Genomic DNA, 15,144 nt, shown 5'->3' with positions numbered 1-15,144 from the left:
CACCATCGCGAAGGACCCATGAAACTCACCGGACTGCTCCCGCTGCTGCGCACCGACCCCGCGGTCGCCTCCGCGATCGAGACGGCGCACGAGCCGGTCCTCGCCCCGCAGCTGCAGGTCAACGCGGCCGTCGGCGTGCGCGCCCCCCTGGCCGCCGAGCTCACGGCCGGCGAGAAGGGCCGCCCGCTCGTCGTCGTCACCGCCACCGGCCGCGAGGCCGACGAGGCGGCCGCCGCGCTGCGCCACTTCCTCCCCGACGACGACGTCGCCGTCTTCCCCGCCTGGGAGACGCTCCCGCACGAACGGCTCTCGCCGCGCTCGGACACCGTCGCCAGGCGCCTGGCCGTCCTGCGTCGCCTGGCGCACCCCACCGCCGACGGCGGACAGTCCGGCCCGATCAAGGTGCTCGTCATGCCGGTGCGGGCCCTGCTGCAGCCCGTGGTCCAGGGCCTGGGCGAGCTCGAGCCGGTCTCCCTGGCCGTGGGCGAGGACGCCGACCTCGAGCAGGTCGCCACCGATCTCGCGGCGGCCGCGTACACCCGGGTGGACATGGTCGAGCGGCGCGGCGAGTTCGCGGTGCGCGGCGGCATCCTCGACGTCTTCCCGCCCACCGAGAACCACCCCATGCGGATCGAGTTCTGGGGGGACACGGTCGAGGAGATCCGCTGGTTCGCCGTCGCCGACCAGCGCTCCCTCGAGCTCGCCGAGCACGGCCTGTGGGCCCCGCCCTGCCGCGAGATGCTGCTCACCGACGACGTCCGTGCCCGGGCGCACCGCCTGGTCGAGGACCTGCCCGGCGCCGCCGACATGCTCGAGAAGATGGCTCAGGGCATCGCCGTCGAGGGCATGGAGTCCCTCGCGCCGGTGCTCGTGGACGGCATGCAGCCGGTCCTCGACCTCGTCCCCGACGGCACCCTCGTGGTCCTCTCCGAGCCCGAGCGCGTCCGCCGTCGCGCCCACGACCTCGTCGCCACCACCGAGGAGTTCCTCGCCGCCGCCTGGGCGTCGGCCGCCCAGGGCGGCAAGACCCCGCTGGACCTGCGCGCCGCCTCCTTCGCCGACCTCGCCGAGGCCCGGGCGCTCGCACTCACCCGTGGCCTGGGCTGGTGGGCGTTCTCCTCCCTGCCCACCGACACCGAGCTCGTCGACGACGACGCACCCGAGGACGGCACGACGGGACGGGCGCTCGCCGTCGCCGCCCGGGACGTCGAGCGCTACAACGGCGACGTCGAGCGGGCGCTGAAGGATCTCGCCGACCTCGTCCACCAGGGCTGGCGGCTCATCCTCACCACCGAGGGGCCCGGCCCGGCCCGGCGCATGTCCGAGCAGCTCGCCGCCGGCGACGTGCCCGCCCGGCTCGTCGAGGAGGTCGCCGAGGAGCCGCCGTCGTCCGTGGTCCTCGTGACGACGGCGAGCTCGGGACGCTCCTTCGTGCACGAGGGCCTAAAGCTCGCGATGCTCGCCGAGGCCGACATCACCGGCCGGGCCGGCACCTCCACCCGGGACATGCGGCGCATGCCGTCGAAGCGGCGCAACGTCGTCGACCCGCTCGCGCTGCGCGCCGGCGACCACGTGGTGCACGAGCAGCACGGCGTCGGCCGGTTCGTCGAGCTCGTCCAGCGCACGGTCGGCACGGGGCCGGACGCCACCACGCGCGAGTACCTCGTCATCGAGTACGCCGCCTCCAAGCGCGGGCACCCCGGCGACCGGCTGTTCGTGCCCACCGACTCCCTCGACCAGGTGACCAAGTACACCGGCGGGGAGTCGCCCACCCTGTCCAAGATGGGCGGTGGCGACTGGGCCAAGACCAAGGCCAGCGCCAAGAAGGCGGTCAAGAAGATCGCCGCCGAGCTCATCCGCCTCTACGCGGCGCGGATGTCCACCAAGGGGCACGCGTTCGGCGCCGACACCCCGTGGCAGCGTGAGCTCGAGGACGCCTTCCCGCACATGGAGACCCCGGACCAGGTGGTCACCATCGACGAGGTCAAGGCGGACATGGAGAAGTCGATGCCGATGGACCGCCTCATCAGCGGCGACGTCGGCTACGGCAAGACGGAGATCGCGGTGCGCGCCGCCTTCAAGGCCGTGCAGGACGGCAAGCAGGTGGCGGTCCTCGTCCCGACGACGCTGCTGGTCCAGCAGCACCTGGACACCTTCGCCGAGCGGTACGCCGGCTTCCCGGTAACAGTCCGCGCGCTGTCCCGCTTCCAGTCCGACGCCGAGGCCGAGGCGGTGCGCGAGGGCGTGCGCAAGGGCACCGTCGACGTCGTCATCGGTACCCACCGTCTCATCACCGGCGAGGTGCGGTTCAAGGACCTGGGCCTGGTGATCATCGACGAGGAGCAGCGCTTCGGCGTCGAGCACAAGGAGACGCTCAAGCAGATGCGCACGAACGTCGACGTGCTCGCCATGTCGGCCACGCCCATCCCGCGCACCCTGGAGATGGCCATCACGGGCATCCGGGAGATGTCGACCCTGGCCACGCCGCCGGAGGAGCGCCACCCGGTCCTGACGTTCGTGGGCGCGTACGAGGAGAAGCAGGTCGCTGCCGCGGTCCGCCGCGAGCTCCTGCGCGAGGGCCAGGTGTTCTACGTGCACAACCGGGTCTCGTCCATCAACAAGGCCGCGGCCCGGCTGGCCGAGCTGGTGCCGGAGGCGCGCGTCGCCGTCGCGCACGGGCAGATGGGGGAGCACCAGCTCGAGCGGGTCATCCAGGACTTCTGGAACAAGGAGTTCGACGTGCTCGTGTGCACCACGATCGTCGAGACCGGCCTGGACATCTCCAACGCCAACACGCTGGTCGTCGAGCGAGCCGACGCGTTCGGCCTGTCCCAGCTGCACCAGCTGCGCGGGCGGGTCGGGCGCGGTCGCGAGCGGGCCTACGCCTACTTCTTCTACCCGCCGGAGAAGCCGCTGACCGAGACCGCGCACGACCGCCTCGCCACCATCGCCGCGCACACCGACCTCGGCGCCGGCATCCAGGTGGCGATGAAGGACCTCGAGATCCGCGGCGCCGGCAACCTGCTCGGCGGCGAGCAGTCCGGCCACATCGCCGGGGTCGGCTTCGACCTGTACGTGCGGATGGTCTCCGACGCCGTCGCGGAGTTCCGCGGGGAGAAGGAGGCGGAGAAGGCGGACGTCAAGATCGAGCTGCCCGTCGATGCGCACGTGCCGCACGACTACATCGCCCACGAGCGGCTGCGGCTGGAGGCCTACGCGAAGATCGCCGCCGCCGGGGACGAGGAGTCCATCGCCGCGGTCCGGGAGGAACTGGTCGACCGCTACGGCGCCGTGCCCGAGCCCGTCGAGCGGCTCTTCGCTGTCGCCGCGCTGCGCGAGAAGGCCCGGAACGTGGGCCTGGCCGACATCACCGCCCAGGGGAAGTACCTGCGCTTCGCCCCGGTGGAGCTGCCGGAGTCCGCCGAGCTGCGCCTCAAGCGGCTCTACCCCGGCACGGTGCTGAAGCCCGCCGTCCGGGCGATCCTCGTGCCGTACCCGATGACCGCGCGCCTGGGCGGCAAGCCGCTGCGCGACGTCGCCCTGCTCGACTGGGTGAACGAGCTCATCGACTCGGTGATCTCCGCGTCGGTGGCGGCCGCGGCGAAGGTGGGCACCGCGGCGTCGTAACCACGCGCGGTGCGGGGCGCGGGCGCGACGTCGTCGTACGTCTCGATCCGGTGACGGAAGCTGCGCGCCAGTTGCCAATCCGTGCCGGGCTGCGGGAACCTGTGGCACCGTCGGCCGTGATGCCACGGCAGGCGCTCGCACCCGGGAGGAACCGGACGAGCCGGACGAAGGAGCTCCACATGGGTCTGGTCGACTCGATCAAGCGTGACTTCACGCTGATGGCCATCCTGCTCATCCCGGTGGCCGTCGCCATCAACTTCGTCGGCGGTCAGCTCGCCAAGACGCTGCAGCTGTGGATCTTCCTCGACTCCATCGGCACCTTCATCGTGGCGATGCTCGCCGGGCCGTGGATCGGACTGGTCACAGGCGCGCTGAGCGTGCTGCTGCTCGCGCTCGGCGACGCGACCATGGCGCCGTGGTCGATCCTGGCCGCGGCGATGGGCTTCCTCGTCGGCGTCCTCGCCCGGCGCGGCATGTTCAACACCTGGGGTCGGGCGGCGATCAGCGCGCTGATCGTGACACTGATATCAGTGGCGGTCTCGGTGCTGCTGAGCTACTTCCTCTACGGCGGGTTCACGACCTCCGGGGTGTCGATCCTTACCGGAGCCATCAACGACTACTCCGACCTGCCGCTGTTCCTCGCCGTCGTCGCCTCGCACGTCCCGGCCGAGCTGATCGACAAGTTCCTGGCGGTGGGTATCGCCACGCTCGTGGTCCGCTCGATGTCCAAGCGCGCGCTGCTGCGGTTCCCGCACGGCGAGATCTTCGTCGACGCCCGCAAGAAGGACCGTCCGGCGGCGCGCACCGCGTCGTGACGCTGCCGGCGGGCGTCAGCCTGGTCTCGCACGCCAACCCGGTCCGCAACCTCAACCCCACGACGCACGTCGTCCTCGCCGTCGTCCTGGCGGTGATCTCCCAGCTCTTCGGACTGTGGTCGGTCGGCGCGGTCGTTCTCGTCTCGGCGCTGATCGCGCTCATCGCCCGCCGGCTCGGCGCCTTCCTGCGCGCCTGGGCGCCCACGGTGCTGCTGCTGAGCGTCGTGATCGTCGCGCTGCAGACGCTGTTCATCGAGGGGCCGACGATCCTGTTCAGCTGGTGGATCCTGGACGGCACCGCCGAGGGGCTCGAGCGGGGCACCACCTTCGCCGCCCGCATCATGGGCGTCGCCACCCCGCTGGTGCTGGCCGTCCAGCTCGGCGACCGGCGGCGCTCCATGCTCGAGCTCGAGCGGCGCCGGGTCCCGCCGAAGGCGACGTACGTCGTCGTCGCGGCGATGAACCTCATCCCCGAGATGCGCAAGCAGCTCGACGCGATCATGGACGCCCAGCGCGCACGCGGCGTGGAGACCGACGCCAACTGGTTCGTCCGGGTCCGGGCGTTCCTGCCGAGCCTGATCCCGCTGATCCTCAGCTCGATCCTCTCGGTCGAGGAGAAGGCCCTCGCGCTGCAGTCACGCGGCTTCACGCTGACCGGGCCGCGGACGTCGCTGTACGCGGTGGTCGACACCCGCACCGACCGGGTGCTGCGCGCGGTGCTCTGGGCCGTGCTCGCGCTCGCCGTCGTCGGAAGGATCCTGCTGTGGGTGCTGTGAACGAGACCGGTGCGGGGGACGCGGGTGCGGAGAGCACGGGCACCGGAGCCGCAGGTCCGGGGGCCGCGGGCGCGGTGAACGCGGGCGCCGCGCACGCCGTCGAGGTCTCCGGCCTGACGTACACCTACCCGGGCGCGGACGAGCCGAGCCTGCGGGACGTCTCGCTCGCCGTCGGGACGGGGGAGCTGTGCGCGATCGTGGGCCCGAACGGGGCCGGCAAGACGACCCTGTGCAACGCCATCCGCGGGTTCGTGCCCCACTTCTACAAGGGGGAGCTGACCGGGTCGGTCACCGTGGCCGGGCAGGACGTGCCCACGGCGGACGAGGACGAGCTGGCCCGCACCATCGGGTTCGTGTTCCAGAACCCGTTCACGCAGATGAGCGGGATCACCGAGACGGTCTACGACGAGCTCGCGTTCGGCCTCGGCAACCTCGGGGTCCCGGCGCCGGAGATCCGCGACCGGGTGGAGCAGACCCTGGAGCGTGCCCGGATCACCGAGCTGCGCGACCGGCCGCCCTTCCAGCTCTCCGGCGGGCAGCAGCAGCGGGTGGCGCTGGCCTCGATGCTCATCATGGACCAGCCGGTCCTGGTCATCGACGAGCCCACGAGCCAGCTCGACCCGGCCTCGACAGACGAGGTGTTCGAGCTGATCGCGGCCATGAGGGAGGCGGGGCGCACGGTGGTGCTGGTCGAGCACAAGATCGAGCAGGTGGCCGAGCACGCCACGACCGTGGTGCTGATGGACGCCGGCCGCGTCGTGCGCACCGGTTCCCCGGCCGAGGTGCTCACCGACCCGGCCATCACCGACCGCGGTGCCCGGCTCCCGCAGGCCGTCGTGCTCGCGCAGGGTCTGCGCGAGCGCGGGGTGGACGTGCCCGGGCGGCCGCTGACCGTCGCCGCGCTGGCAGACGCGCTCGGCGCCCCGGGAGAGGTGGCCCGATGAGCCTGGTCGAGCTCGCCGACGTCAGCTACACCTACCCCGGCGGGGTGCTCGCCGTGGACGGCGTCAGCCTGCGCGTCGACGCGGGGGAGTCGCTGGCGATCATCGGCCAGAACGGCGCAGGCAAGACCACCACCGTGAAGCTGATGAACGGCCTGCTCAAGCCGAGCTCCGGCCGCGTCCTGATCGGCGGCGAGGACACCGCCCGGCGCACCGCCGCCCAGGTGGCCAGGCGGGTCGGCTACGTCTTCCAGAACCCGGACGACCAGATCTTCAACACCACTGTCGCCAAGGAGATCTCCTACGGTCTGAAGCGGTTGCGGCTCGACGCCGGCGAGTCGGAGCGGCGCCTCGACGAGGCCGCCGCACTCACCGGCCTGGGCGACCGGCTCGAGGAGAACCCGCACGACCTGCCGCTGTCCGTGCGCAAGTTCGTCACGATCGCCGCGGTGCTCGCCGTCGACTGCGAGGTCCTCGTCCTGGACGAGCCCACGGCCGGGCAGGACCAGGCCGGGCTGGACCGGATCGCCGAGATCGTCGAGGTGATGACCGGCCGGGGCCGGGCCGTGGTCACGATCACCCATGACATGGAGTTCGTCGCCCGGCACTTCGCCCGCGTCGTCGTCATGGCCGAGCGGCGCGTGGTCACCCAGGGGCGGGCGGAGGAGATCTTCACGGACAGCGCCGCCATGGCGACCGCACGCCTGGCGCGGCCGGCGATCGTCGAGCTCGCCGACCGGCTGGGGCTCGCCGACGTCGGGCTCAGCCTGGACGCGCTCGCGGACGCGTGGCGCAGCCGCGGCTGAGGACACCTGCACCGCGACGTCCCGCGTAGCACCTACGATGGACGCGGTTCGACCAGCCCAGCCCGGGCCGTGACGCGGCGCCGGCAGACCTCGGAGGTTCACCGGTGGCCACCTTGCGCCCCACGCTCCTGCTCCGTCCCGTCGTCGCGGCCGCCGCGGCCGGGCTCGCCCTGGCCGGCTGCGCCGCGCAGCCCGGCACCGCGGCCACCGTCAACGGCGTCACGATCAGCGAGAACGCCGTTGACGACGCCACCGGCGAGTACGTCGCCTTCTCCGGCCAGGAGACCGCCCCGGTCGTCATCCTCAACACCCTGGTGCAGGCCGAGCTGCTGACCCCGATCGCGAACGAGGCCGGCTACGCCGTGTCCGACGCCGAGGTCGAGCAGTTCTTCCTCGAGCAGGCCGTGATGCTGGGCAACGCCGAGCTGCCCGAGAACAGCTCCGACGCGTTCATCGACCTGGGCCGTTTCCTCATGCAGTACAACGAGGTCTCCTCGTCCCCGGACGCCGAGGCGGTCCTCACCCAGCTCGGCACCGAGCTGACCGAGGCGGACCTCGAGGTCAACCCGCGCTACGGCGAGCTGACCGAGGAGGGCTCGATCGTTCCGACCACCCACGAGTGGATCGCCCAGCCCACCGGGGAGGCCGCTCAGCCCGCGGGCTGAGCGCCGCGTGGCACCGGTCACAGCGCCCGTCCTCGGGCCTCCCACCGGGCGGATGGTCCCTCGCTGCACGGTTTGCCCCGTACTACGGTGGACCCTGTTCCGAACCGGACTGATCACCTACTGAAGGAGTCCCCTGTGGCCAGCATCGAGGCCGTTGGAGCCCGCGAGATCCTTGACTCGCGCGGCAACCCCACCGTGGAGGTCGAGGTCGCGCTCGAGGACGGCACCGTCGCTCGCGCGGCCGTTCCCTCCGGCGCGTCGACCGGCGCGTTCGAGGCCGTCGAGCGCCGTGACGGCGACAAGGCCCGCTACCTGGGCAAGGGCGTGCAGAACGCCGTCGACGCCGTCATCGACACCATCGCCCCCGAGGTGCTCGGGATCGACGCCACCGAGCAGCGCATCATCGACCAGACCCTGATCGACCTGGACGGCACCGCCAACAAGGGCAAGCTCGGCGCGAACGCCATCCTGGGCGTCTCCCTCGCCGTCGCCAAGGCGGCCGCGGAGTCCGCCGGGCTGCCGCTGTTCCGGTACGTCGGTGGCCCGAACGCCTACCTGCTGCCCGTGCCGATGATGAACATCCTCAACGGCGGCTCCCACGCCGACTCCAACGTCGACATCCAGGAGTTCATGGTCGCCCCCGTCGGCGCCCCGACCTTCAAGGAGGCGCTGCGCTGGGGCACCGAGACCTACCACTCCCTGAAGTCGGTCCTCAAGGCCCGCGGCCTGGCCACCGGCCTGGGTGACGAGGGCGGCTTCGCCCCGAACCTGGACTCCAACCGCGCCGCCCTGGACCTGATCATCGAGGCGATCGAGAAGGCCGGCCTCAAGCCGGGCGAGGACGTCGCGCTCGCCCTCGACGTCGCCGCCACCGAGTTCTTCTCCGACGGCGCCTACCAGTTCGAGGGCAAGGCCACGACGGGCGAGGAGATGATCGCGTACTACAGCGAGCTCGTGGCGGCCTACCCGCTGGTCTCCATCGAGGACCCGCTGAGCGAGGACGAGTGGGACAGCTGGTCCCAGCTCGTCGGCGCCATCGGCGATCGCACCCAGATCGTCGGCGACGACCTGTTCGTCACCAACCCCGAGCGGCTGGCGCGCGGCATCGAGCAGCGTGCCGCGAACTCGCTGCTGGTCAAGCTCAACCAGATCGGCTCGCTCACCGAGACCCTCGACGCCGTCACGCTGGCCCAGCGCAACGGGTTCACCGCGATGGTCTCGCACCGCTCCGGCGAGACCGAGGACACCACCATCGCCGACCTCTCCGTGGCGGTGAACGCCGGCCAGATCAAGACCGGTGCACCGGCCCGCGGCGAGCGCATCAACAAGTACAACCAGCTCCTGCGCATCGAGGAGGAGCTCGACGACGCGGCGGTCTACGCCGGTCGCAGCGCCTTCCCCCGCGCCCAGGCCTGACCCGAGGCCGCCCGGTCGCCGGGCGGCACCACCCGGACGCCGGGAGCCCGCGCGTGCACGACTCACGCGCCGTGGCTCCCGGCGTTCGCGCGTCCGATGGGAGAACATGACCTCATGACCAGCCGTCGTCCTGCCGCGCCCCGGGGCCCGGCGGCACGCCCGGGGACGACGGCGAAGCGCACCCCGGCCCAGCCGTCGGGCCGCGGCGGACGCAGCGGCGCCCGGACCGGGGAGAAGCGGACGTCCGCCCAGGCAGGGTCCGGCGACGGCGCCAGGTCCGGCGGCTCGGCGAAGACGGGCACTCCTGCACAGTCCGGCAGCACCACGAAGGTCGGCGGCGCTGCGAATTCGGGCGGCACGACGAAGGTCGGCGGCGCTGCGAAGTCGGGCGGCACCGCGAGGTCCGGCAGCTCGGCGAAGCCCGGGACCGCGGCCAGGCCCGGCACGTCGAAGACGGGCGCCTCGACGAAGTCCAGCGCCTCGGCACGTCCCGGCGGCTCCGCACGGCCCGCCGGGACCGGGCGCGCCGGTGCACGCTCGGGCGGCGCACGCACAGCCACCCGCGCCACCGGCCACCCGAGCGCCACCAGGCAGCGTCGGGCAGTGAGCTTCGGGCTGCCGGGCCGAGACGGCGAGGCGCGGCCCACCGTGAGCCTGCGCGCCCTCGGCCTGTTCCTGGTGCTTCTGATCGCGTTCGCCGTGCTGGCCCCGACGATGCGCTTCGCGGTCACGCAGCAGGAGCAGCTGCGCGACCTCAACTCCAGGGTCAGCGAGGCGCAGGGACGCAACGCCGACCTCGAGCGCCAGCTTGCCCGGTGGCAGGACCCCGAGTACGTGCAGGCCCAGGCCCGCGACCGGCTTGGCTACGTCATGCCGGGGGAGACGCCGTACGTGGTGGTCGACCCCGAGACGGTCGTCGGTGGTCAGAGCGCCGCGGAGACGGAGGCCGCCGAGCGGGAGGCCGCTCGCGCCGCTGCCACCCCCTGGTACATGCGCGTCTGGGACTCCGTCCAGGTGGCCGGCGAGTCGGTCACCGGCGGCGAGGACCCCTCCGGCCTGACGGTGCCGACCGAGGGCGCGACGCCCTGACGGCCGGGACGCGTCACACCCGAGCGGCATAGGACAATGGCTGCGTGACTGACGCTGGAACGACCGTGACCGAGCGCGACCTCGAGGTGCTCGCCGAGCAGCTGGGCCGGGTGCCCCGGGGCGTGGTGGAGGTGGCGGCACGCTGTGTGTGCGGCCGCCCGATCGTGGTGCGTACCGCGCCGCGCCTCGACGACGGCACCCCGTTCCCGACGTCGTACTACCTCACCTGCCCGCCGGCGGTGAAGGCCGCGAGCACCCTCGAGGCCGAGCAGGTGATGGTCGACATGAACGAGCGGCTCGCCGCCGACCCCGAGCTCGCCGCCCGCTACCGCGCCGCTCACGAGGACTACCTCGCCCGGCGTGCCGAGCTCGGTGAGGTCGCCGAGATCGACGGTGTCTCCGCCGGCGGGATGCCCACCCGGGTGAAGTGCCTGCACGCGCTGCTCGGTCACACCCTCGCCGTCGGCGAGGGCGTCAACCCCTTCGGCGACGAGACCCTGCACCTGCTCGAGGGCGTCTGGAGCCCCACCCGCTGCTCCTGCTGAGGCGCGTGCCGGCCCTGCCCGGGTCGTGAGGCGTCCTGCCACCGCCCGGCGTGCGGCGTCCTGCCACCGCCCGGTCGCGAGGCGTCCAGCCACCGCCCGGCGTGCGGCGTCCAGGCAGTGGCCGGCGTGCGGCGACGGCGGCCGGATCGGTTACGGTGGACCGCGGTGCGCCGGGAAGTCTGGTCGGCAGATGTCCTTGCCGACCCACCCGAGGGGCCACCAATGCCGCAGCACGCGCCACCGAACCTTCCCGCCCGCCTGTCGAGGACGGGGGCCGGCCTCGCCCGGCGCCTGCAGGACGACACGTTCTCCGGCGCGCTGCTGCTCGGGGCTGCCGTCCTGGCCCTGGTGTGGGCGAACTCCCCGTGGCGGGAGACCTACTTCGCGATCGCCGGGCTCGAGATCGGTCCGGCCGCGCTCCACCTGGACCTCTCGCTGTCCACGTGGGCGGCGGACGGCCTGCTCGCCATCTTCTTCTTCGTCGTCGGGCTGGAGCTGAAGACCGAGTTCGTCACCGGCTCGCTGCGCAAGCTCGACGAGGCACTGCTGCCGATGATCGCCGCCGTCCTGGGCATGGCGGCGCCCGCCCTGATCTATACCGGCGTCCAGCTGGCGACAGGCTCCGGCGCCACGTCCGGCTGGGCCATCCCGACGGCCACCGACATCGCGTTCGCCGTCGCCCTGCTCGGCATCTTCGGCCGCGGTCTGCCACCCGCGCTGCGCGTGTTCCTGCTGACGCTCGCGGTGGTCGACGACCTCCTGGCCATCACCGTGATCGCGGTGTTCTACACCGAGGAGATCCAGCTCTTCTTCCTGCTCGGCTCGCTCGCGCTGATCGGCGTCTTCGCGTCCCTCGTGCAGCGGCGGATCACTGCCTGGTGGGTCCTCGTCCCGGTCGCCGTCGTCGCGTGGGCACTCATGCACGAGGCCGGCGTGCACGCCACGGTGGCCGGCGTGCTGATGGGCATGGTCGTCCCGGCACGGCGCCGCCGCGGCGAGGACGAGCAGCTCACCCACGCCTTCGTGGAGAAGGTCCAGCCACTCTCCGCGGGGTTCGCGCTGCCGGTGTTCGCCTTCTTCGCGGCGGGGGTCTCGGTCGTGGACTCCGGCGGCCTCGGCGAGGTGGTGTCGGACCCCGTCGCCATCGGCGTCATCGCCGGCCTGGTGCTCGGCAAGTCGCTCGGCATCTGGGGCGGCGTGGCGATCCTGGTCAGGACCACCCGGCTGAGGCTCGGCCACGGCGTGGACCTCGCCGACCTGCTCGGCGTGGCCATGCTCGCCGGCATCGGCTTCACGGTCTCGCTGCTCATCGCGGACCTGTCCTTCGGCGCGAGCACCGAGGGCGACCACGCGAAGTTCGCCGTCATCCTCGGTTCGGTGATCTCTGCGGTGCTCGGCGCGATCACCCTGCGCCTGCGTGCCCGGGTCCGGGTACGCGGCCGCGGAGGACGCGGCCGGTGAGCCCCCGGCGGGCTACTCGGGCTCGGTGACGTCGGCCACCTGTGCGCCGACCGCGTCGAAGAGGTCCTTCGCGTCGACGGTGGCGGCGACGCCGTGCGCGCCGGCGCCGACCGAGACGGTCCCGGTGATGCTCTGGTCGGCGACGACGGGCCACGCCGTGGTGGACCCGAAGGGCGTGATCGTGCCCCGCTCGTACCCCGTCGCCTCCTTCGCGGTCTCGGCGTCGGGCATCGACAGCCGACTCACCCCGAGGAGGGCGCGCAGCTTGGGCCACGAGATCGCCCGCCCGCCGGGCACCAGCACGAAGATGTAGTCCGCCTCGCTGCGACGCACCACCATCGTCTTCACGATGGCCGACGGCGACACTCCCCGGGCGGCGGCCGCCTCCTCCAGGCTGCGCACCCGGCCGTGCCTCGTGATGGTGAAGTCGATCCCGGCCTGCTCCAGGGCAGCGACCGCCCGTTCCTCGCTCATGGCTACCACCCTACGAGCGCGACCGGTTCGGCGAGCGGCGAGAGACAGGCCGCGTGGGCGGGTCGTGGCAGTGTTGTCCCGTGACTCGCGTAGCGGCCATCGACTGTGGCACCAACTCCATCCGCCTGCTCATCGCCGACGTCTCCGGGAACGGCGGGGACGAGACGGCGCTGACCGACGTGGTGCGCCGGATGGAGGTCGTGCGACTCGGGCAGGGCGTCGACCGCACCGGGCGGCTGGACCCGGCCGCGCTGAGCCGCACACTCTCCGTCGCACGGGAGTACGCCGACCTGTGCCGGACCCACGGCGTCGCCCGCACCCGCTTCGTGGCCACCTCCGCGACCCGCGACGCCGCCAACAGGCAGGACTTCGTCGACGGCGTCGTCGACGCGCTGGGCGTGGAGCCCGAGGTCATCACCGGCGACGAGGAGGCGGCTCTGAGCTTCGCGGGCGCGGTGAGCGTGCTGGACCGGGCGCACCCCGGTCCGACCCTGGTGGTCGACATCGGCGGCGGCTCCAGCGAGCTCGTGCTCGGCGGCGCCGCTCCCACCGCGGCGTACTCGATGGATGTCGGCTGCGTGCGGCTCACCGAGCGGCACCTGTCCGACGACCCGCCCAGCCAGGACCAGGAGGCGGCCGCGCGAGCCGACGTGCGGGCGATGCTCGACGCCGCGTCCGCCGTCGTCCCGCTCGGGCGGGCACGCACGCTGGTCGGACTGGCCGGGTCGGTCACTACTGTCACTGCCCACGCGCTCGCCCTGGAGTCCTACGACCCCGCGGCGATCCACGGTGCCGAGCTGGAGGTGCCCCGCGTGCTGGCAGCGTGCGACGAGCTGCTGCACATGTCCCGTGCCGAGCGGGCTGCGCTGGGCTTCATGCATCCCGGCCGGGTCGACGTCATAGGCGCCGGCGCGCTGGTGTGGTCGGAGATCGTCTCGCGGGTCGCGGCCGAGGTCGCTGCTGACGGCGGGACGCTCGGCACGGCGGTGACCAGCGAGCACGACATCCTCGACGGCATCGCCCTGTCCGTGGCCCGCTGACCGGCCCGCCCTCTTGGCCGTACCCGCCCGGCGTGCTCGCCGCAGCGGGATTGCGGCGCACGGCCCCGCCGTCCGACGCCGTCACGCAGCATGTCCCGGCGGCAGTCAGCGTCAGCCTGAACGGTTTGTACCGATTATCGGTACAAACCGTTCGGTTTGATTGGCCGCAGCGAGAGGGGTGCTCTCTGGGCCGGTGGTGGTGGCCCCTGGGGCCCCCGGCCACAGGCCCCGGGCTCTGCTCAGCGGTGGCCGTGGGTCCCGAGAGCGCGCACACGCATCCTGGCGCGCACCCGCAGCGCGATGGCTCCCAGCACGGCCGCGATGAGCGAGCCGAGGAGCACGGCCACGCGGGCGTGGGGCGAGTGCGGGTCGGCGGCGTCGAAGGACAGGCTCGCGATGAGCAGGGAGACCGTGAAGCCGATGCCGGCGACGATCGCGACCGGGAAGATGTCCGCCAGGGTGATACCGCTCCCGAGGCGCAGCTTCGTGAACGTGACGAGCAGGGCCACGCCGCCCCAGATGCCCAGCAGCTTGCCGAACGGCAGTCCGACGTAGACGCCGATGGCCACCGGGTCGGCGAGCATCTCGCCGAGGCCACCGGAGTCCACGACCGAGACGCCGGCGGCGAAGAAGGCGAAGACGGGCAGCACGAGGCCGGAGGAGAGCGGCGAGATCCTCTCGACGAAGCGATGGGTGAGCGCCTTGTCCTCGTTGGCCCGGGCGATGGCGGGAACGGTCATGCCCATCACCACGCCGGCGATCGTGGCGTGCACGCCGGAGGCATGCATGAGGGCCCAGGCGACGACCGCGAGCGGGACGAGCACCCACCACGCTGTGACGCGCCGCTGCACCAGCACCGCGAAGAGCGCGATGGCCGCGAACGAGCCGAGCAGGAAGAGGAAGTGGATCTCCTCCGTGTAGAAGATCGCGATGACGGTGATGCCGAGCAGGTCGTCGACGACGGCCAGGGTCAGCAGGAACGTGCGCACCCCGGAGGGCAGGCCCCGGCCGAAGATGCCCAGCACGGCGACGGCGAACGCGATGTCGGTGGCGACCGGGATGGCCCAGCCCTCGTACGCGCCGGAGCCGGAGACCACCTGCACGACCGTGTAGACGACGGCGGGGCCGATCATGCCGAAGACAGCGGCGAGGATCGGGACGAGGGCCTGCTTGACGTCGCGGAGCGCACCGGTGACGAACTCGGTCTTCAGCTCGAGGCCGACCACGAAGAAGAAGATGGCCAGCAGCCCGTCGGAGGCCCAGGCGGCGATCGACAGGTCGAGGTGCAGCGACTCCGGACCGACCACGTACCCCGCCAGCGAGAAGTAGCTCTCCCGCCATGGGGAGTTCGCCCAGACGAGGGCGACGAGCGCGCCGGCCAGGAGCACCATCCCTGCGAACGTCTCGTTCTCCAGCTTCGCCCGGTACGTGCCGAGGAGGCCGGTCCGACGTCCTCGCTCGACCGAGGTGGTGTCCTTGCTCATGCTGC

General features: G+C 72.4%; 14 protein-coding genes. 11 read left to right on the top strand and 3 right to left on the bottom strand.

The window, feature by feature from the left end:
• Positions 1-18 precede the first annotated feature (18 nt).
• From mfd to eno, 7 genes are all read left to right on the top strand, one after another.
• Positions 19-3,627: a transcription-repair coupling factor gene (gene mfd / locus GD748_RS19025; RefSeq protein ID WP_152196812.1), complete on the top strand. Its 3,609-nt coding sequence runs from the start codon at positions 19-21 to the stop codon at positions 3,625-3,627.
• A gap of 179 nt (positions 3,628-3,806) precedes the next feature.
• Positions 3,807-4,442: an ECF transporter S component gene (locus GD748_RS19685; RefSeq protein ID WP_193313033.1), complete on the top strand. Its 636-nt coding sequence runs from the start codon at positions 3,807-3,809 to the stop codon at positions 4,440-4,442.
• Positions 4,439-5,218, top strand: a complete 780-nt coding sequence (locus GD748_RS19680; protein ID WP_193313032.1) for an energy-coupling factor transporter transmembrane component T — start codon at positions 4,439-4,441, stop codon at positions 5,216-5,218. The genes GD748_RS19685 and GD748_RS19680 overlap by 4 nt, the downstream gene beginning before the upstream one ends.
• A complete protein-coding gene (locus GD748_RS19015; RefSeq protein WP_226921649.1) occupies positions 5,206-6,162 on the top strand; it encodes an energy-coupling factor ABC transporter ATP-binding protein in 957 nt (318 codons plus the stop codon). Before GD748_RS19680 ends, GD748_RS19015 begins: the two co-directional genes overlap by 13 nt.
• Positions 6,159-6,965 carry an energy-coupling factor ABC transporter ATP-binding protein gene (locus GD748_RS19010; protein ID WP_152196810.1) on the top strand — a complete coding sequence of 269 codons (807 nt, stop codon included), beginning with the start codon at positions 6,159-6,161 and terminating at the stop codon, positions 6,963-6,965. The genes GD748_RS19015 and GD748_RS19010 overlap by 4 nt, the downstream gene beginning before the upstream one ends.
• A gap of 104 nt (positions 6,966-7,069) precedes the next feature.
• Positions 7,070-7,630 carry a SurA N-terminal domain-containing protein gene (locus GD748_RS19005; protein ID WP_152196809.1) on the top strand — a complete coding sequence of 187 codons (561 nt, stop codon included), beginning with the start codon at positions 7,070-7,072 and terminating at the stop codon, positions 7,628-7,630.
• 135 nt (positions 7,631-7,765) lie between these two features.
• A complete protein-coding gene (gene eno / locus GD748_RS19000) occupies positions 7,766-9,046 on the top strand; it encodes a phosphopyruvate hydratase (protein WP_152196808.1) in 1,281 nt (426 codons plus the stop codon).
• A gap of 62 nt (positions 9,047-9,108) precedes the next feature.
• Here the strand turns inward: eno and GD748_RS19675 are convergent, their stop codons facing one another.
• The gene (locus GD748_RS19675; RefSeq protein WP_193313031.1) at positions 9,109-9,606 is read right to left on the bottom strand and encodes a hypothetical protein; all 498 of its coding nucleotides are present in this window, start codon (positions 9,604-9,606) and stop codon (positions 9,109-9,111) included.
• Positions 9,607-9,649: 43 nt separating this feature from the next.
• On the opposite strand from GD748_RS19675, the gene GD748_RS19670 reads away from it, so the two are divergent.
• The 3 genes from GD748_RS19670 (at position 9,650) to nhaA (GD748_RS18985) (ending at position 12,141) form a co-directional block, all read left to right on the top strand.
• Positions 9,650-10,135, top strand: coding sequence for an FtsB family cell division protein (locus tag GD748_RS19670; RefSeq protein WP_193313030.1), 486 nt, complete (start codon positions 9,650-9,652; stop codon positions 10,133-10,135).
• A gap of 44 nt (positions 10,136-10,179) precedes the next feature.
• Positions 10,180-10,680, top strand: a complete 501-nt coding sequence (locus GD748_RS18990; protein ID WP_152196806.1) for a DUF501 domain-containing protein — start codon at positions 10,180-10,182, stop codon at positions 10,678-10,680.
• 222 nt (positions 10,681-10,902) lie between these two features.
• The gene (gene nhaA, locus GD748_RS18985; protein WP_152196805.1) at positions 10,903-12,141 is read left to right on the top strand and encodes a Na+/H+ antiporter NhaA; all 1,239 of its coding nucleotides are present in this window, start codon (positions 10,903-10,905) and stop codon (positions 12,139-12,141) included.
• 12 nt (positions 12,142-12,153) lie between these two features.
• Here the strand turns inward: nhaA (GD748_RS18985) and GD748_RS18980 are convergent, their stop codons facing one another.
• Positions 12,154-12,615, bottom strand: a complete 462-nt coding sequence (locus GD748_RS18980) for an aminoacyl-tRNA deacylase (RefSeq protein WP_152196804.1) — start codon at positions 12,613-12,615, stop codon at positions 12,154-12,156.
• 80 nt (positions 12,616-12,695) lie between these two features.
• Between GD748_RS18980 and GD748_RS18975 the strand changes: the two genes are divergently transcribed.
• Positions 12,696-13,655, top strand: coding sequence for a Ppx/GppA phosphatase family protein (locus GD748_RS18975; protein WP_152196803.1), 960 nt, complete (start codon positions 12,696-12,698; stop codon positions 13,653-13,655).
• Between the two features lie 239 nt (positions 13,656-13,894).
• Here GD748_RS18975 and nhaA (GD748_RS18970) read toward each other — a convergent pair whose 3' ends face one another.
• Positions 13,895-15,139, bottom strand: coding sequence for a Na+/H+ antiporter NhaA (gene nhaA / locus GD748_RS18970; protein WP_152196802.1), 1,245 nt, complete (start codon positions 15,137-15,139; stop codon positions 13,895-13,897).
• Positions 15,140-15,144: the final 5 nt, after the last annotated feature.

Origin of the sequence: Georgenia subflava (assembly GCF_009193155.1) — a bacterium.
Taxonomy (GTDB): Bacteria; Actinomycetota; Actinomycetes; order Actinomycetales; family Actinomycetaceae; genus Georgenia; species Georgenia subflava.
The sequence above is the reverse complement of the archived record's forward strand: the minus strand, read 5'-3'. Positions and strand labels throughout refer to the sequence as shown.